We start from the raw sequence: 16,669 nt of genomic DNA, 5'->3' as shown, positions 1-16,669 counted from the left end.
TCTAGCACGTGCGCAGAGCCAGCGGTGAGGCCCGTGGACGGGACCGCGAAAGCTCCGGAACCGGGCGCGAGAAGTGGCGGGCGCGGAGCCGCCTCCCCGCGCCTCTATGCCGCGTCCGAGGCGGCCCGCCGGCGGACCTCGTGCGCGACGGCGCGCGGGCCGGGGGACTGCGGTGTCACCTTCAGGTGCAGTGCGGCGAGCCCCAGGCAGAGCGCCGCCATCGTCGACCACAGCGTCGTCGTCCCGGCCCGGGCGAGCAGCTGGGTGCCCAGAACGGGGGCGAGCGTGGCGGCCACGCCCCAACTCGTACCGAAGACGGCCAGGTAGCGGCCGCTCCCGCCGGGCGGCGCGAGGTCGGTGACGAGCGCGTACACGCGGCCCATGATCAGCAGGTCGCCCAGACTCCACACGGCGGCCGAGACGAGCAGCGCGGGCAGCGTGCGGGCGAGGGTGTAGCCGGACAGCCCCGCGGCCAGGAGGAGATGGGCGAGGGCGAGCGCGGCGGGCGTCGTGAGCCGGTTCGTCCAGGCCAGCCGGATCAGCGGCTGGGCGAGCACGGTGGTGGCCGCGGTGGCGGTGAACAGCAGCCCGGCGTCGGCGGCGGGCAGGTCCCGCCGCGCGAGGGCCAGCGGCAGGGTCATCACGGTCTGCTGGTTGATCAGGGCGTAGGCGGTGCCGGTGGCCAGGACGGTCAGCAGGGCCCGGTCCCGCAGCGGGCGCACGGCGGTGTCCCCCCGGTCCGCCCCGGCCGGTGCGGGACGGTCGCGGGGCAGGGCCAGCCGGACCAGCAGCGCGCAGCTCAGGCAGGTGGCCGCGTCGACGACGAAGAGCCACCGTAGATCCCAGCGCCCGAGCAGGGCGGCCAGCAGCCCCGCGCCCATGCCGCCGGCCGCGAGTGCGGCGCTGAGCAGGCTGAACGCGCGCACCCGTTGCCGTTCCGGCACGGACTCGCCGATGATCGCCTGGCTCGGCGGCTCGTAGAGTTCGAAGGCCAGCCCGAGTAGCACCGCCGCGGCGACCGTCCAGGCCAGCGACCTGCAGGCCGCGATCGCCAGCTGCGACACGGCGCATCCGCAGAGCCCGAGCAGGATCGTCGTACGCCTGCCGATCCGGTCGGCCAGCCGGCCCCCGGCCAGCCGGGAGGGGATGGTCGCGAGCCCGAAGGCGGCGCTGACCAGGCCGGCCGTGGTCAGGCTCGCGTGCTGCCCGGCGCAGATCAGGGCCGTGAGGAAGGGGAGCGAGAACGCGCCGAGCTGGTTGACGACCCGGGCCAGCAGCAGCAGGCGAACGGCGCGGGGCAGCGGGTCAGCGCGCAGCACGGCGCCTCCTGTCACTGGTCAATCGACTATGGTCAGTGACGAGAACCGTAGGTGAGGGAAAGGTAACTGGTCAAGTGTTGTTCGACAGTCACATGCGTGCCTTGCTCGCCGCGTCGGCGGAGCTCGTCAACACGTTGACCCCCGGCGAGGCGCGGGGGCGGCGCTACGTCGCGCCGGAGGGACCCGAGCGGGTCGACGCGGTCCGCGCCGCGCTCTCCGCCGGGCCGGACCTGGGGATCGGCGACGCCGATCAACTCGCCGGCACCGCCCGGGTCCTGCGCGTCGTGTTCGAGGCCGCGGCAGCCGACCGCCTCGACGACGCCGCGCCCGCCCTCAACGCGCTGCTGCGCGAGACCGGCGCCCGCCCCCAACTCGACCGCACTCCCGGCCAGCCGTGGCAGGTCCACTTCCACGGCGCCGACGACTCCTACGCCGTCGGCTGGAGCGCGGGCTGCGCCACCGGCCTGGCCATGGCGCTCGGCGGCGACTACGCCGGCCGCCTCGGCGTCTGCGCGGCCCCGCGCTGCGACCGGGTCTACGTGGACACCTCCCGCAACGCCGGCCGCCAGTTCTGCTCGACCGCCTGCCAGAACCGGGTCAAGACAGCGGTGTTCCGCGCGCGACGCGCGGGCGACGAGGCGGCCGGCGGCGACGCGGAAGGCGGCGGGGCGGCGGGCGGCGACTCGCACGGAGGCGGGGCCTGAGCCTCGGCTCCACGGCCGCCCGAACGCCGGTCGCGGGCCAGCCGGTTGTCAAAGGTCGGGTGACTGCGACGATCCGTGGGGCTGGAGGGATTGACGGTGCACCACCACACCGGCGAGGATCGTCCCCGCGAGAGTGACAACGTTGTCGCACGAAAGGATCGTCATGAGTGCGTTGAAACGCGTGCTGGCCGCCTTGGCGCTCGCCACGACCGTCACCGTGGCTTCCGCCGCGACCGGCGGCGTCGCCGACGCCGAGAGCGGGCCGAAGTTCGCCAAGGACCCCACCACGCTGGTCGACACCTCGATCGGCAACAACGGCGACGGGACCACGTTCCCCGGGGCCGCGGTCCCGTTCGGCATGGTGCAGCTGAGCCCCGACACCCAGCTGAACAAGTACGCCTCCTACGACTACAGCCAGAACAGCATCCTCGGCTTCAGCATGACCCACCTGTCGGGCGTCGGCTGCCAGACGATGGGCAACTTCCGGTTCATGCCGACCACCGGCGCCGTCACGTCGTCCGACCCGGCCCAGTACGGCGCGAAGTTCAGCCACGACAACGAGACCCGCGCGCCGGGCTACTACGGCGTGAAGTTCGACAACGGCATCCAGAGCGAGCTGAGCGCGACGGAGCGGACCGGCCAGCAGCGCTACACCTACCCCGCCGGTTCGGGCCCCGAGAACGTGCTCATCGAGGTCGGCCAGAGCAACGGCAGCACCTACGCCGGTGACGTCCACGTGGTCGGCGACGACACCGTCGAAGGCTGGCTCCAGGGCGGCAACTTCTGCGGTGAGACGGGCAAGGAGCGCTACCGGATCTTCTTCAGCGCCAAGTTCGACCGGACGTTCTCGAGCTTCGGCACGTGGACCGACAACACGCTCACCCCGAACCAGCGGGACGCGTCGCGCGGCAGCCAACGTGCCGGCGCCTGGCTGACGTTCGACCCGGCCAAGGGCGGCCAGGTCGGCGCGTCGGTCGGCCTTTCCTACACCTCGGTCGACGGCGCGCGCCTCAACCGCACGGCGGAGCAGCCGAAGTCGTTCGACAAGGCCCGCGACGCCGCGCACGCGTCGTGGCAGGACGAGCTGAACCGCATGCGGGTGGCCGGCGGCAGCACCGCCGACCAGCGGACGTACTACACCGCGCTCTACCACTCGCTGCTGGATCCGGCGATCGGGTCCGACGTCGACAACCGCTACCGCGGCTTCGACGACCAGGTGCACCAGGCGAGTTCGCCGTACTACCAGATGTTCTCGCTGTGGGACACGTACCGCTCGCAGAACCAGCTGGTGGACCTGCTGGAGCCCGGCCGGGCCGCCGACATGGCCAAGTCCGTGCTGCACATCTACCAGGACGGCGGCTGGCTGCCCCGGTGGGCGCTCGCCAACAGCGAGACCAACGTCATGAGCGGTGACCCCATCACCCCGTGGATCGTCGACATCTACAACCGCGGCCTGCTGGACGGCACCACCGCGAACCAGCTCTTCGACGCGCTGTGGAAGAACGTCAACGAGGTGCCGGCCGACCAGTCGATCTTCCGCGGCCGCGACGGCAACCCGTCGTACGTCAAGAACGGCTGGGTGGCCTACCAGAACCTGCCCGGCTACAAGTACGGCGACAGCCGCCAGGCGGGCTCGGCCACGCTCGAGTACGCGCTCGCGGACTGCGCGCTGTCCACGATGGCGAAGGGCCTGGGCCACCAGGACGAGGCCGCGACGCTCGCCTCGCGCTGCGACAACTTCACCAAGCTCTGGGAGCCCGGCGTCACTTCGCAGGGCTTCACCGGGTTCCCGGTCGCGAGGAACGCCGACGGTTCCGTCGCCGGCAACCCCGACCCCACCCAGACCGCCCCGTTCCACGAGGGCACCGCGTGGCAGTACCAGTGGCTCGCCCAGCAGGACCCGCAGACCCTCTTCGGGCTCATGGGCGGCCAGGCGCAGGCCGAGCAGCGGCTCGACAAGTTCTTCGACATGCCGACCGTGCTCACCGACCCGGCGAAGGCCGCCTCGGACTCGTGGGTGACCGGCGCCTACGACTACCACAACAACTTCGCCTTCAACCCCAACAACGAGCCCGACTTCAGCGCTCCGTGGATGTACACCTGGACGGGCGCGCCGTGGAAGACCTCGGCCGTGCTGCGCGCGCTGCGGACGCTGTTCACGGACAACGTGTACGGCATGCCCGGCAACGACGACCTCGGCGCCACCTCGTCGCTGCTCGTCTTCGCGATGGCCGGCATCTTCGAGGCGCAGCCCGGCTCCGCCACCTACGTGATCAGCGCGCCGATGTTCGACAAGGTCGAGATCCGGCCGGCCCACGGGCGCACGATCAGGATCGACGCTCCGGGAGCGGACGCGTCGAAGCTGCAGTACGTGTCCTCCGTGAGCACGAACAAGGGTGCGCTGAACCAGAGCTGGCTCTCCCACGAGGACCTGCTCCGCGCCGGCACCCTCAAGGTCGACCTCTCGTCCCAGCCGACGAGTTGGGGCGTCAACGCGGCCCCGCCCGCCATGGCCCAGCACTGATCCCCCTGGTGCGGCCCCTCACCAGGGGGCCGCACCGCGGCGTTGCCCCTCTGCCTGCGGCAGGCACACAATCGGCGAGCCCGCGACACCCGCGGGCGAACGAGGGGGCATCATGAGCGGAGATCGCCGTCACCGCGAGACCGTTGCAGCGATCGCGCGCAATCCCGGCGCGTCGGCAGCGGTGTTGACCAGGCTTCTGTGCGAGGAAGCCGTCGAAGTCTGGAGCAGGATCGCCTGGCGCGCTCTGCCGGACGACGTCGTCGACGCCATCGTCACGCATCCCGACCACAGGTTGCGAACCGCGTTCGCCGAGAACGTCGAAGTGACGGCGGAGCAACGCGCCCGGCTCGTGGACGATCCCGATCCACGTGTCCGCCATGCACTGGCCCACGGACCCGAGTGGTTCCGCATTTCCGCGCAGCCCCTGCCCCTGCCCGCCCAGCAGCGCCTGCTGGCCGATCCGGACCCGCGGATCCGCCGCACCGCCGCCTTCTGCCGCGACACCGCGCCAAGCATGGTCGCTGCGCTCGCCGACCACCAGGATGCGCCGCTTCGGCAGGCGGCCTGCAGCCAGTGGGCCCTGCTGTCCGAGGACACCCGAAGCCGTCTTGTCCGCGACGTTGATGGCACGGTCCGTCAGGCGGCCATGATCGAGGCCTGCCGCGATGACGCGGGCATTACCGAGCTTCTTCTCGCGAGCGAACTTGGCCGCTTCGCCAGGCAGGACGTGATCCGGAACGGCGCCATGAGCAGGGCGACCGCCGAACGGCTCGCGGCAAGCCCCGACGAGGAGGACCGGCGCGAACTGGCCGCCAATCCGAACGTGGCCATCGACATCGTCCGGACGTTGGCGGACGACGAAGCACACAGCGTTCGGCTGGCCGTATCCGTTCGACCCGAACTGACGGAGACCGCACGAACTGCTGTCGACATCAGCGTGAGGCCGTCCGACCGGCTCTATCCCGTCGAGTGGGTTCGCCTCTGTGCCGATCCCGAAGTCCTGCGCCAGTGCGCCAAGTCGACCAATACGCTGCTACGGCGCAGCGCCGCGTACAGTCGGCACCTGCCTGCCGACGCCGTCGACCTGCTCTCCCACGACGACGACTACGCCGTGCGGCTCCTTCTCTGCGAGAACCAGCCGACGGTGGACGGCGAAGTAGTGCTCCAGACGTATCTGGACTGCCAGGTCATCACCAAGGGTGCCCTGCTGTCCCACCCGAACTTCCCCCGCGCGGGCGCCGGACAACGCTTCGCCGACGACCCGGACCCGGAGAAGCGATGGCTCGTGGGGCTCGACGCCGAAGCACCCGCTGACACAGTGATCCGGTTGCTTGCGGACCCGGACGCTCGTGTCCGCGCCATGGCAGCCCGGCACCCCGCACTGCCGGTCGAGCTCATCATCCATAGCTGCGGTCATCCCGAGATCTTCGCGCAGGCCCTCAGCAACCCCAGCCTTCCCTCGGAGGTCATGCACCAACATCTGGACGACGCGGGCATCCCTCGCTGACGCGGACCGCCCCGGAAGCGGGCCCCCACGCCGGCGCGGTGGTGTCCCCACGACCGCGACACTGAGCTTTGCCCGGGCTTCGGCAGCGAGAACGGACAAGAGGGCTCGGGTAGCTCAGATGTGGGCCCTGACCTGCGCCACGGGGTGTCCGAGTGCCTCGCCGAGCGTGGCGAGTTCCTGGTCGCTGAACCAGGCCCGTTCCGGATTCCAGATGGCGACCTCGAAGCGAGCGAAGCCGCAGGGCCATTCGTACGTCAACGCGTCCAGAGACGTCGTTCGACCGCAGCACGGAGCGTCGATCGTGAGGGTCGGGAAGCCGTCCTCGACGTGGGCCTCCACCAGGTCCTCCCACCACTCGGTGTCGATCGAGGCCGCGCACAGCGGGCAAGTGATCCATTCCAGGTTCGAGCCGCAGTCCACGACGGTGACCTTGTCGTGCCAGGTGACGTCGATGTCCACGTCAACGCCACCCTCCAGCCCGGGCGCCAGTTCCTCGACGATCGACAGCAGCCGGTCGGCTGCGGCCTGATCGGGTTGCCAGTGGGGGGCCGTGGGGATCACCGACAGGACGTCGTCGCTCATCGTGGGCTCGATTCGGTAGGCAGGGAGTACCTCGTGATCGAGGCGGCGGCCATCACGGCCGGCGCTTCGACGGTTTACCGGTCGGCGGATACTGCCGAGTCAACCGACGGGCGCGGCGACGCTGTTGGGCCGTCAGGAGCAGTCGAACCAGTGGCCGATGGGGCGTTCGGGGCAGGTGCGGCACTCGAAGATGTAGACGCCTCCGGCGTCGCCGAGGCAGAGGCCGGCAGGGTTGTGGGCTTCTTCCTTCCACCGCCGGCCGTCCGATACGCGCGGGTCGACCCGGTCCTCTTCGGGAAGCCAGGTGCGCCAGGACTCGCCGTCGAACTCCCAACTGGCCACGGTCAGAAGGTGTTCCATCCGGTTGCCGCACCCCTCGCAGTCGGGCCACACCGGCTCCTGCGTCCAGCCCGGGTAGCCGCCCAGTTTGATTCCGGGGGCGTCCGCCAGGTGGTAGAAGTAGCGCCAGCCGGTCTCGGCGAGCAGTTCGTCGAAACGTCCTTTGAGTGGGTCCCCGACCTCATCGGGAAGATCCCATCCCGGGTACTCGGTCACCTGCTCGGGGTGCACGGCGCAGCGGGCCGGATACCAGTCCTCGGGCAGTTCGGGCCCCGGTGCAGGAGTGGGGAGTACCTCGCCCACGGCACCGGAGTCCCGCCAGTGGACCCGCGGCAGCGGGTAGCAGAACTCGCCGTGCTCATAAGGGCACCACAGGACCTGCAGCAGGTCGGTCCCCTCGGGGAAGGGCACGGACGGCGCGTCGGCACGGCGGACCTGCACGATCGGGACCATGGCCACCGCGGGCGCGGGCCGACTCGCGCTGTCCGGGTCCGAGTGCTCCTCCCGGCACATCGGCCACGGCTCCGCGGCAGGCCACAGCAACGGACCTCCCACGGAACTCTCCTGGCACGTCGGAGTGCCAGGACGCGGGTGAAGGCGGACCGACTCGCGCCGGAAGGGCAGCAACTCGGGAAAGAGCTTCTCGACGTCGACCGGACGGCCGGGCGTGTGACGGGACATGAGGAGGACTCTAGAACTCAGGTACGACAGCCGGCCGTTTCACGCCGGGCCTCGGTCGGGTCAGGACGCGCTGACGGCGGGGTTTCCCTCGCTCCACACCTTGGTGACCTCGCGGTGGGTGATCTGCCAGCCGGCCGGGGTACGCCGCAGCCGGTCGTCGTACCGGCCCCCCACGAGGAGGTGCTCCCCGTCGGGCAGACCGCGACGGATGTGCTGGGCCTGGAAGTAGCACCTGTGCTCGGCTTCGTCCCCGCTTACGACGGTGACATGGTTGCCGTTCAGGTGATGGGTGGCGTCGTAGCGATCGCCGCCGGTGCTGAGCCGGGCAACGATCGCGTCCCGCCCGCGGACCTGCTCACCCGAACCGCTGTACGCCCAGGAGGCGTCCTCGGTGAAGAGCCCGCCCAGCAGCTTCCAGTCCCCGGTGTCCAGGGCCGTCGCGTACGCGACGGCGACGTCGACGATCGCGGCGCGGTCGATGTACTCCTCGAGCATGGAAGCCGCCCTTCATCAGCGCACGTTGGGATACGGACTCGATGCTCTGCGGCGGCCGAGCAGGGCGCAAGAAGGCCCTTCGTTCCCAAGGGCTGCGACAACCCTGGATCGCCGGGTCCACGTCTCTCGTCGCCGCCCCGTGCGCACCGCCCGTAGCCGCGCCTGGGCAGGCGATCAGCATGTCTCGCAGGCTGAGAACCCGTCAGCGGTGTCGGCCGAACCCTCTCGGCCCGTCTCCCTGTGTGCAGCATGATTGGGCTCGGCCTCAGGCTGGCCTCCAGCCGTCCGAGGGCACGACTCGATCCTGCCGACCAGTCTCAGCAGAGGCCGGGAGATCCTGGACACCTTCGGATCGGTCAGTAGCGCAGACGGAAGCGATCGTCGTCGATGTAGAGCAGGAACTCTGTGAGCGGCTCCCCGTCGCCGGCACCGGTGATCACGAGGTCCATCGCCTCCAGCGCTTGGTCGGCAGCGATCATCGCGGCTTCGTCGCTCTCTTCCACAGCCCGCGACCACTCGTCGAAGAGCGGCCGGGCGGGCGTGAATTCGACCGTGGGTTGGAAGTGGCCGTACCACCAGGGCATGTCGCCGCCATCGACAACGAGTGTCCCGAGGAGCGTGTCACCCAGCTTGAGCTGCATCGGTGGCTGCATGGTCCGCCCTTCTTGTGAGGGCCGCACTCTAGCGTGAGGGGCCCGGCCGGTCGTGGGGGGCGTCCGGCTCGGCCACGACGGCGGGCCCGGCTCCTTGAGCAGCGGCCGCGCGGAGTCCGTGGCGGATGCGAGCTGGGGGCGGTGTCAGTGAGGACTGCGAAAGTGCCCGCTGTGGACAACGACGCGTTCTGGCGACTGATCGAGGACAGCTTGCGGTACTCACCGAGCCGCAGCCGGCGGGAGGCGTTCCTGGCCGAGCGGCTGGCCGAACTGCCTGCCGACCACATAGTCCTGTTCCAGACCCACCTGGACATCGCGTGCGGACGTGCGTACGCCTGGGATCTCTGGGGGGCCGCCATGCGCATCTTCGGTGGCTGGTGCTCTGACGACGGCTTCGAGTACTTCAGACTCTGGCTCATCGGCCGAGGCCGCACGGTCTTCGAGCGAGCCGTCGCGGAACCCGACGCGTTGGCCGGCTTCGCAGAGGTTCGGTGCCTTGCCGGCCGCCACCGCCGTACATGGAGCAGCGACGTGGAGTGGCCCGAGTGGGAGTCGCTGGACTACACCGCCGCCAAGGCCTACGCCCGGGTCACGGGTGATGACGACGAGTGCTCCGAAGGCTTCTACGACGCCGTCGAGGTCCGATTGAGCGGACACCCCTTCCCCCGAGACCCCATGGGGGAGCGCTGGGACGCGCGTGACGAGGCAACGTCAGCACGCAAGGTGCCGAGCCTGACAGAGCTGTTCAGCATCGAGACCCTGCGCTGACTCTGACCTCAGCTGTGGGATTCGTGGACCGGGTGCGCTGCGCTGGTCACTCGGGGCGGAGACGGGTCAAGAGTTCGCCGGTGGTGGGGTAGGGGCGTTCCTCGGGGAGGAGGGCGCGGGCCTGGTCGAGGTGGCCGGCGCGGACCAGGGCGTGGATCTCGTGGGCGAGGGGCGTGACGTCGGTGAGGGAGACGGTCCATTCGTCGGCGTAGAGGCGGGTGGCTTCGCCGGAGACGCCGAGTTGGAGGGAGCGGTGGGGCAACGACCGCAGGTGGAGGTCGCGTTCGGGGTCCCACTGGACGCGGGCGGGGGACGTCCTCAACTGCCGTTTCCAGGTGGCCTGGTCGGCGTGGAAGCCGCGCTCGTAGTGGGACAGGCAGGCGTGGGCGAGGGCCCACTCGAATCCCTCGCGGGTGATCTCGACGGCCAGGACGGTCTCCTGGCCCTCCTTCGTGCCCCACCCGCAGCGGTACATCATCCACAGGAACGACGGCTTGATCCACGTCATGCGGTCGCGCTTCCAGGCCGCGGGGAAGCGGCCGTGCCGCGCCGCGGGGAGGCCGAGGGCGGGGGAGTAGGCCTGGTAGACGGTCAGGGTCGTGGCCGTGTGGGCAGCGCGGATCTCGTACTTGGGCTCGGACACGGGCCAAGCCTGGCGCCCTGAGCGGGCGTTACGCGAACGAATTCGAGGCGCTGGACGTGGTGTCGGCGCTGGGGAGCGGCGTGACCCTCGCGGAGGTCGTCCCGACGGCGTGGACCTACCGGCGCACAAGCATGTCGACTTGTAGACCCGCCAGACCCGCCAGACCCGCGCCCGCGGGATCGACCGTGGCGCCGCGCGGCCGCCCCGCTGACCCCTCGCTCACACCACGACACCGTTCACCTCGGCCGCGAAGGCCCGCGCGGCCGCCTCCATCTCGGCGACCGCCACCGGCCGCCGCTCACGCCGGGACACCTCGCACGCCTCGGCCACCAGCAGGGCCCGCAGGGCCTCCCGCCCCTCGCAGGGATTGGGCAGCTCGCCGCGCACCACGCGCAGGAAGGCGTCGAGTTCGGCCCGGTACGCAGGGGCGAACCGCTCCAGGAACCCCGGCCAGCGCGCCGGTCCGGCCGCCGCCTGCCGCTCGCCCTGGCTCTCCGGTTCGACCGACGTGAGCGGGGCCCGCGGCCCCACCCCCACCACCAGCTGCTCGGCGGTCCCGGCAAGCTCCATCCGCACGTCGTAGCCGGCCGCGTGGTAGCGGGTCGCGGTGGCCGTCGCCAGGACGCCGCCCTCCAGGGTGAGCAGCGCGGCCGCGGTGTCGGCGTCGCCCGCGGCGCGGAAGAACTCCTCGCCCTCGTTCGTACCGGCCGCGTACACCTCGGTGACCTCGCGCCCGGTCACCCAGCGCACGATGTCGAAGTCGTGGATCAGGCAGTCCCGGTACAGGCCGCCGGACAGCGGCACGTACGCGGCCGGTGGCGGCGCCGGGTCGGAGCTGACGGTCCGCACCGTGTGCAGCCGGCCCACCCGACCGTCCCGCAGGGCTTCGCGGGCGGCCGCGTACCCCGCGTCGAAGCGCCGCTGGAAGCCGACCTGCAGCAGCGTCCCGGCTCTGGTGACCGCGTCCAGCGCCGCGACCGTGCCTGCCAGGTCCACGGCGATCGGCTTCTCGCAGAAGGCGGGGATGCCGGCCCGCGCGGCCCTGGCGACCAGCCCGGCATGAGCCGCCGTCGCGGAGGCGATCACCACCGCGTCCGGTGCGCCGGCGAGCAGCCGGTCCACCGGCAGAGCGACCGCGTTCAGGCGTTTCGCGACCTCACGGGCCCGCTCCGGATCCGCGTCCGCGATCACCAGTTCGCCCACGGCGGGGTGCGCCGCCAGCGTCCCCGCGTGGAAGGCGCCCATCCGCCCGGCGCCGAGTACTCCGATCCGCATGACCTGCTCCTCGGAAGAAGGAGAACGGAGGTGGTGCGGCGCCGACCTTCCGCGCCGCCTCGCACCCTGTCAACGTTATGCCCCGATCTGCGGACTTCCTGGCGTTGTGTCCCGCGCCCGCGTGCCCAGGGGGCTTTCGGGGGAGTGCCCACGTGCACAGCCCCGCCCGCGCCTCCGAGCACGCCCCTCTCCGGGCCGGCGGACAGGGCCCGCACCCCCTTGACGGATACTGGGGCCCCCGGGAAGGTCACTCGCAGCACTTCGATGCACAGGTCTCCCGGCTGCACCACGGACAGGACGGAAAGGCAGGGCCACGTGGCGAAGGCAAGGGCTGGACGGAGAAGGAGCTCCGCCCGCGGGCGGGTCCTCGGCATACTCTGCGTGGTCGTGGCGACGGCCCTGGGCGCCGGCGCGCTGGCCGGCTGCAGCAGCACCGGGGGCAAGCGCGCGGAGGACCGGGCGAAGCGGCTCGCGGCCAACGGCTCGGCCGTCAACACCCCGCACTGGACCTTCGCCATGGTCACCCACTCCGGCGCCGGCGACACCTTCTGGGACATCGTCCAGAGCGGTGCCAAGCAGGCCGCGGCCAAGGACAACATCAAGTTCCTGTACTCCAACAGCGACCAGGGCGACCAGCAGGCCCAGCTGGTGCAGACCGCCATTGACCAGCACGTCGACGGGCTGATCGTCACCCTCGCCAAGCCCGACGCCATGAAGGACGTGGTGGCCAGGGCCGAGAAGGCCGGCATCCCGGTGATCACCATCAACTCCGGGTCCGAGGACTCCAAGAAGTTCGGGGCGCTCACCCACATCGGCCAGGACGAGACGGTGGCCGGCAACGCGGTGGGCGAGGAGCTGAACAAGCGGCACAAGCAGCACGCCCTGTGCATCCTGCACGAGCAGGGCAACGTGGGCCACGAGCAGCGCTGCGCCGGCGCCAAGGCCACCTTCGGCGGCCGGATGGACAACCTCTACGTCAACGGCACCAACATGCCGGACGTGCAGTCCGCGATCCAGGCCAAGCTGCAGTCGGACAAGAGCATCGACTCGGTGGTCACCCTCGGCGCGCCCTTCGCCGCCACCGCCGCCAAGGCCAAGCAGCAGGCCGGGTCCGGCGCCGAGATCGACACCTTCGACCTCAACGCGCAGGTCGCCACCGAACTCAAGGACGGCACGATCGGCTTCGCCGTCGACCAGCAGCCGTACCTTCAGGGCTACGAGGCGATCGACCTGCTGTGGCTCTACCGCTACAACGGCGACAGCCTCGGCGGCGGCAAGCCGGTGCTGACCGGCCCGCAGATCGTCACCAAGGACGACGCCGACGCCCTGCTGTCGTACACCAAGCGGGGTACCCGGTGAGCGTCCTCACCCCGCCCGCCGCGGCGCGTGACGAACGGCTGGCCCCCCGGTCGCTGGGGCGCCGGTTGCTGGGCCGGCCGGAGCTGGGCGCGGTGGTCGGCGCGGCAGCGGTCTTCGTCTTCTTCTCGGTCGTCGCCGACTCGTTCCTCCAGGCGTCCAGCCTCGGCACCGTGCTCTACGCCTCGTCGACCATCGGGATCATGGCGGTGCCGGTGGCGCTGCTGATGATCGGCGGCGAGTTCGACCTGTCGGCCGGCGTGATGGTCACCAGCTCCGCGCTGATCTCCTCGATGGTCAGCTACCAGATGACCGCGAACACCTGGGTGGGCGTGGGCGTCTCGCTGGTCGCCACGCTCGCGCTCGGCGCGTTCAACGGGATCATGCTGGTGCGCACCAAGCTGCCCAGCTTCATCATCACGCTGGGCACGTTCCTCATGCTCACCGGCCTGAACCTGGGCCTGACCAAGCTGATCAGCGGCACCGTGTCCACCAAGTCGATCGGCGACATGGAGGGCTTCCCGGCCGCCAGGGACGTGTTCGCCTCGCACTGGACGATCGGCTCGGTCGACCTGCAGGTGACGATCCTGTGGTGGATCGGCCTGGTCGCGGTCGCCACCTGGGTGCTGCTGCGCACCCGCGCGGGCAACTGGATCTTCGCCGCGGGCGGCAACGCCGACGCGGCCCGCGCGGTGGGCGTGCCGGTCGCCCGCACCAAGGTCGGCCTCTACATGGCCGTGGCCTTCTGCGCCTGGATCTCAGGACAGCACCTGCTGTTCTCGTTCGACGTGGTGCAGTCCGGCGAGGGCGTGGGCAACGAGTTCCTGTACATCATCGCGGCCGTCATCGGCGGCTGCCTGATGACCGGCGGCTACGGCAGCGCGATCGGCTCCGCGGTCGGCGCGTTCATCTTCGGCATGACCAGCAAGGGCATCATCTACGCGCAGTGGAACCCGGACTGGTTCAAGTTCTTCCTCGGGGCGATGCTGCTGCTCGCCACCCTGCTCAACGCCTGGGTCCGCAGGCGTGCGGAGGCCAGCACATGACCGACACCACGACCCCGGCCGAGGGCGAGCGCACCCCGCTGGTCTCGCTGACCGATGTGGCGAAGTCCTACGGCAGCGTCCGCGCGCTGCACGGCGTCTCGCTGGACGTGCACGCCGGCGAGATCACCTGCGTGCTCGGCGACAACGGCGCGGGCAAGTCCACCCTGATCAAGATCATCGCCGGGCTGCACCCGCACGACGCCGGCACGTACACCGTCGAGGGCGAGCAGGTGCGGCACGCCTCGCCCCGCGAGGCGCTGGACCGCGGCATCGCGACCGTCTACCAGGACCTGGCGGTCGTGCCGCTGATGCCGGTGTGGCGGAACTTCTTCCTCGGCTCGGAGCCGACCAGGGGCCGCGGGCCGCTGCGCCGCCTCGACGTGGCCACCATGCGGGCCACCACCCGCGAGGCGCTGCTGCGGATGGGCATCGACCTGCGCGACGTCGACCAGCCGATCGGCACCCTGTCCGGCGGCGAGCGGCAGTGCGTGGCCATCGCGCGGGCCGTCCACTTCGGCGCCAAGGTGCTGGTGCTCGACGAGCCGACCGCCGCGCTCGGCGTCAAGCAGTCGGGTGTCGTGCTCAAGTACGTGGCAGCGGCCCGCGACGCGGGCCTGGGCGTGGTGCTCATCACACACAACCCCCACCATGCCTACCTGGTCGGAGATCGTTTCGTCCTTCTCAAGCGTGGCGCGATGTCCGGCAGCCACCTCAAGGAGGACATTACGCTGGACGAGCTGACCCGGGAGATGGCCGGGGGCAGTGAGCTCGACGAGCTGACCCACGAACTGAGCCGTACACCGGCTGCCACCGAAGCGGCGGCAGCCGCCGATCCGGAGACCACCGCTTGAGTGCCTATCGTGAACGTGTTTACCGCGGCGGTGCCGCCCGTGCCACTGTGTGGCGCAACGTCAGCGGGATGGACCGGCGTGAGCGGCGCTCGCACCTGACCGCCCCGCGCGTGCCGACCGTCGGCATCGACATCGGCGGCACCAAGGTGATGGCCGGGGTGGTCGACGCCGACGGCAACATCCTGGAGAAGCTGCGCACCGAGACGCCCGACAAGTCCAAGAGCCCCAAGGTCGTCGAGGACACCATCGTCGAGCTGGTGCTCGACCTGTCCGAGCGGCACGACGTGCACGCGGTCGGCATCGGCGCCGCCGGCTGGGTGGACGCCGACCGCTCCCGGGTGCTGTTCGCCCCGCACCTGTCGTGGCGCGACGAGCCGCTGCGCGACCGGCTCTCCGAGCGGCTGCTGGTGCCGGTCATGGTCGACAACGACGCGAACACCGCCGCCTGGGCGGAGTGGCGGTTCGGTGCCGCCCGCGGCGAACCCGACCTGGTGATGATCACCCTCGGCACCGGCATCGGCGGCGCCATCCTGGAGGACGGCCAGGTCAAGCGTGGCCGCTACGGGGTGGCCGGCGAGTTCGGCCACATGCAGGTGGTGCCCGGCGGGCACCGCTGCCCGTGCGGCAACCGCGGCTGCTGGGAGCAGTACAGCTCCGGCAACGCCCTGGTCAGGGAGGCACGCGAGCTCGCGGTCGCCGACTCCCCGGTGGCGTACGGGATCATCGACCGGGTCGGCGGCAACGTCCGGGACATCACCGGACCGCTGATCACCGAACTGGCCCGGCAGGGCGACCCGATGTGCGTCGAGCTGTTCCAGGACATCGGCCAGTGGCTGGGCGTCGGCATCGCCAACCTGGCCGCCGCCCTCGACCCGTCCTGCTTCGTCATCGGCGGCGGCGTCAGCGCCGCCGACGACTTGCTCATCGCCCCCGCCAGGGACGCCTTCCGGCGCACCCTGACCGGGCGCGGCTACCGCCCCGAGGCGCGCATCGTCCGCGCCGAGCTGGGCCCGGAGGCCGGCATGGTCGGCGCCGCGGACCTGGCCCGGCTGGTCGCCCGCCGCTTCCGCCGCGCCAACCGGCGCCGCGTCGAGCGGTACGAGCGCTACGGCCGGGTCGCCGGGCGCCAGGCGGCCGACTCATGACCACGAGCCCCGACCAGCGCACCCCCGACAGCACGCCGGACCAGCACGAGCAGGACGCGCTCGCCACCGATCACGCGGCGGACCAGCGCCCGCCGGAGCAGCGTGCCGCCGGGACCCGCACCGCGGAGCCGCTCGCGCCGGAGCAGCCCGGCCCGCGCGGCGCCGACACCCGCACCCCGAAACCGCGGCGCCCCGGCGCGACGGCCGGGTCCGCGGGGGCCGGGTCCGCGGCCACCCCGCGGGACCTGCCGCGCTGGGTGCGGTGGACCGTCCTGCCGCTGCTGGTCCTCGTCCCCCTCGGCTACGTGATCATCTCGGCCCAGCAGAGCCGGGAGAGCGGCGAGAGCAAGCAGCAGGAGGCCGCCTCCCGGCACATGACCTTCGGCTACTACCCGAGCGCGCTGCAGCAGCGCATCTACGAGATGCCGATCCCGTACGGTGCCGCGCACGTCGGCTACCTGGAGACCAACTCCTGGGACACCAGCGTGCTGTACACGCAGTTCACCACCACCGCGGGCGGGCTCGACACCTTCCTGGCCAAGGTCGGCACCAGCCGCGAGGCGCTGCACGCCGGCGCGTCCGACATCACCGCGGCCCAGGCCCGGGCGGCGCACTGGACGTTCACCGGGCCCGGCCCGTGGGCCGGCATCAGCATGCACAAACCCGGCGACAAGCCCGACCACGCCATCAGCGTGGACCTGCGCGACCCCGACGTCCCCACCGTGTACGTGGTTTCCACCGTCAACTTCCAGCACGGCTTCCGCGGCAACTGACGCCGCCC

At 71.2% G+C, this 16,669-nt stretch carries 16 protein-coding genes; 9 read left to right on the top strand and 7 right to left on the bottom strand.

Annotated elements, in window-relative coordinates:
• Positions 1-104 precede the first annotated feature (104 nt).
• Complete coding sequence (locus tag ACH4TG_RS18675; RefSeq protein WP_398243412.1) at positions 105-1,319, bottom strand: MFS transporter; 1,215 nt, start codon at positions 1,317-1,319, stop codon at positions 105-107.
• Between the two features lie 92 nt (positions 1,320-1,411).
• On the opposite strand from ACH4TG_RS18675, the gene ACH4TG_RS18670 reads away from it, so the two are divergent.
• The 3 genes from ACH4TG_RS18670 to ACH4TG_RS18660 all read left to right on the top strand — a co-directional run bounded on the left by ACH4TG_RS18670 (position 1,412) and on the right by ACH4TG_RS18660 (position 6,054).
• Complete coding sequence (locus ACH4TG_RS18670; protein ID WP_398243411.1) at positions 1,412-2,023, top strand: CGNR zinc finger domain-containing protein; 612 nt, start codon at positions 1,412-1,414, stop codon at positions 2,021-2,023.
• A gap of 163 nt (positions 2,024-2,186) precedes the next feature.
• On the top strand, positions 2,187-4,547 hold the full coding sequence (locus ACH4TG_RS18665) for a GH92 family glycosyl hydrolase (RefSeq protein WP_398243410.1): 2,361 nt from the start codon (positions 2,187-2,189) through the stop codon (positions 4,545-4,547).
• Positions 4,548-4,659: 112 nt separating this feature from the next.
• Entirely contained in the window at positions 4,660-6,054 is a 1,395-nt protein-coding gene (locus ACH4TG_RS18660; protein ID WP_398243409.1) for a hypothetical protein, read from the top strand.
• 114 nt (positions 6,055-6,168) lie between these two features.
• Here the strand turns inward: ACH4TG_RS18660 and ACH4TG_RS18655 are convergent, their stop codons facing one another.
• The 4 genes from ACH4TG_RS18655 to ACH4TG_RS18640 form a co-directional block, all read right to left on the bottom strand.
• Complete coding sequence (locus ACH4TG_RS18655) at positions 6,169-6,636, bottom strand: hypothetical protein (RefSeq protein ID WP_398243408.1); 468 nt, start codon at positions 6,634-6,636, stop codon at positions 6,169-6,171.
• A 132-nt stretch (positions 6,637-6,768) separates the two neighbouring features.
• Complete coding sequence (locus tag ACH4TG_RS18650) at positions 6,769-7,530, bottom strand: DUF1963 domain-containing protein (RefSeq protein WP_398243407.1); 762 nt, start codon at positions 7,528-7,530, stop codon at positions 6,769-6,771.
• Between the two features lie 186 nt (positions 7,531-7,716).
• On the bottom strand, positions 7,717-8,151 hold the full coding sequence (locus tag ACH4TG_RS18645) for a nuclear transport factor 2 family protein (protein WP_398243406.1): 435 nt from the start codon (positions 8,149-8,151) through the stop codon (positions 7,717-7,719).
• Positions 8,152-8,507: 356 nt separating this feature from the next.
• Positions 8,508-8,792, bottom strand: a complete 285-nt coding sequence (locus tag ACH4TG_RS18640) for a hypothetical protein (RefSeq protein WP_398243405.1) — start codon at positions 8,790-8,792, stop codon at positions 8,508-8,510.
• Positions 8,793-8,975: 183 nt separating this feature from the next.
• Here ACH4TG_RS18640 and ACH4TG_RS18635 point away from each other — a divergent pair, with 183 nt between their 5' ends.
• Positions 8,976-9,572 (top strand): DUF4240 domain-containing protein, encoded by a 597-nt coding sequence (locus ACH4TG_RS18635; RefSeq protein WP_398243404.1) that lies wholly within the window; start codon positions 8,976-8,978, stop codon positions 9,570-9,572.
• Positions 9,573-9,618: 46 nt separating this feature from the next.
• Here ACH4TG_RS18635 and ACH4TG_RS18630 read toward each other — a convergent pair whose 3' ends face one another.
• Both ACH4TG_RS18630 and ACH4TG_RS18625 read right to left on the bottom strand, forming a co-directional pair.
• On the bottom strand, positions 9,619-10,215 hold the full coding sequence (locus tag ACH4TG_RS18630) for a DUF4291 domain-containing protein (RefSeq protein WP_398243403.1): 597 nt from the start codon (positions 10,213-10,215) through the stop codon (positions 9,619-9,621).
• 219 nt (positions 10,216-10,434) lie between these two features.
• Positions 10,435-11,490 (bottom strand): Gfo/Idh/MocA family oxidoreductase, encoded by a 1,056-nt coding sequence (locus tag ACH4TG_RS18625; RefSeq protein ID WP_398243402.1) that lies wholly within the window; start codon positions 11,488-11,490, stop codon positions 10,435-10,437.
• Between the two features lie 315 nt (positions 11,491-11,805).
• Between ACH4TG_RS18625 and ACH4TG_RS18620 the strand changes: the two genes are divergently transcribed.
• Genes ACH4TG_RS18620 through ACH4TG_RS18600 form a run of 5 tightly spaced genes read left to right on the top strand, consistent with a single transcriptional unit; the run spans position 11,806 to position 16,661 of the window.
• On the top strand, positions 11,806-12,849 hold the full coding sequence (locus ACH4TG_RS18620) for a sugar ABC transporter substrate-binding protein (RefSeq protein ID WP_398243401.1): 1,044 nt from the start codon (positions 11,806-11,808) through the stop codon (positions 12,847-12,849).
• Positions 12,846-13,892: an ABC transporter permease gene (locus tag ACH4TG_RS18615; protein ID WP_398243399.1), complete on the top strand. Its 1,047-nt coding sequence runs from the start codon at positions 12,846-12,848 to the stop codon at positions 13,890-13,892. The genes ACH4TG_RS18620 and ACH4TG_RS18615 overlap by 4 nt, the downstream gene beginning before the upstream one ends.
• Positions 13,889-14,743, top strand: coding sequence for an ATP-binding cassette domain-containing protein (locus ACH4TG_RS18610; protein WP_398243398.1), 855 nt, complete (start codon positions 13,889-13,891; stop codon positions 14,741-14,743). The genes ACH4TG_RS18615 and ACH4TG_RS18610 overlap by 4 nt, the downstream gene beginning before the upstream one ends.
• Positions 14,740-15,888: an ROK family glucokinase gene (locus tag ACH4TG_RS18605; protein WP_398243397.1), complete on the top strand. Its 1,149-nt coding sequence runs from the start codon at positions 14,740-14,742 to the stop codon at positions 15,886-15,888. The genes ACH4TG_RS18610 and ACH4TG_RS18605 overlap by 4 nt, the downstream gene beginning before the upstream one ends.
• The gene (locus tag ACH4TG_RS18600; protein WP_398243396.1) at positions 15,885-16,661 is read left to right on the top strand and encodes a hypothetical protein; all 777 of its coding nucleotides are present in this window, start codon (positions 15,885-15,887) and stop codon (positions 16,659-16,661) included. The genes ACH4TG_RS18605 and ACH4TG_RS18600 overlap by 4 nt, the downstream gene beginning before the upstream one ends.
• Positions 16,662-16,669: the final 8 nt, after the last annotated feature.

The sequence above is a fragment of the Streptomyces sp. NPDC020917 genome (assembly GCF_044333795.1).
GTDB lineage: Bacteria > Actinomycetota > Actinomycetes > Streptomycetales > Streptomycetaceae > Actinacidiphila.
Note: the sequence above shows the minus strand (reverse complement) of the source record. Positions and strands in the feature narration are given on the sequence as shown.

Bases quoted from the DNA above. Each gene is read 5' to 3' on its own strand.
- ACH4TG_RS18670 (WP_398243411.1), top strand. From the start codon at position 1,412: ATGCGTGCCTTGCTCGCCGCGTCGGCGGAGCTCGTCAACACGTTGACC.
- ACH4TG_RS18665 (WP_398243410.1), top strand. From the start codon at position 2,187: ATGAGTGCGTTGAAACGCGTGCTGGCCGCCTTGGCGCTCGCCACGACC.
- ACH4TG_RS18660 (WP_398243409.1), top strand. From the start codon at position 4,660: ATGAGCGGAGATCGCCGTCACCGCGAGACCGTTGCAGCGATCGCGCGC.
- ACH4TG_RS18655 (WP_398243408.1), bottom strand. From the start codon at position 6,636: ATGAGCGACGACGTCCTGTCGGTGATCCCCACGGCCCCCCACTGGCAA.
- ACH4TG_RS18645 (WP_398243406.1), bottom strand. From the start codon at position 8,151: ATGCTCGAGGAGTACATCGACCGCGCCGCGATCGTCGACGTCGCCGTC.
- ACH4TG_RS18640 (WP_398243405.1), bottom strand. From the start codon at position 8,792: ATGCAGCTCAAGCTGGGTGACACGCTCCTCGGGACACTCGTTGTCGAT.
- ACH4TG_RS18625 (WP_398243402.1), bottom strand. From the start codon at position 11,490: ATGCGGATCGGAGTACTCGGCGCCGGGCGGATGGGCGCCTTCCACGCG.
- ACH4TG_RS18610 (WP_398243398.1), top strand. From the start codon at position 13,889: ATGACCGACACCACGACCCCGGCCGAGGGCGAGCGCACCCCGCTGGTC.
- ACH4TG_RS18600 (WP_398243396.1), top strand. From the start codon at position 15,885: ATGACCACGAGCCCCGACCAGCGCACCCCCGACAGCACGCCGGACCAG.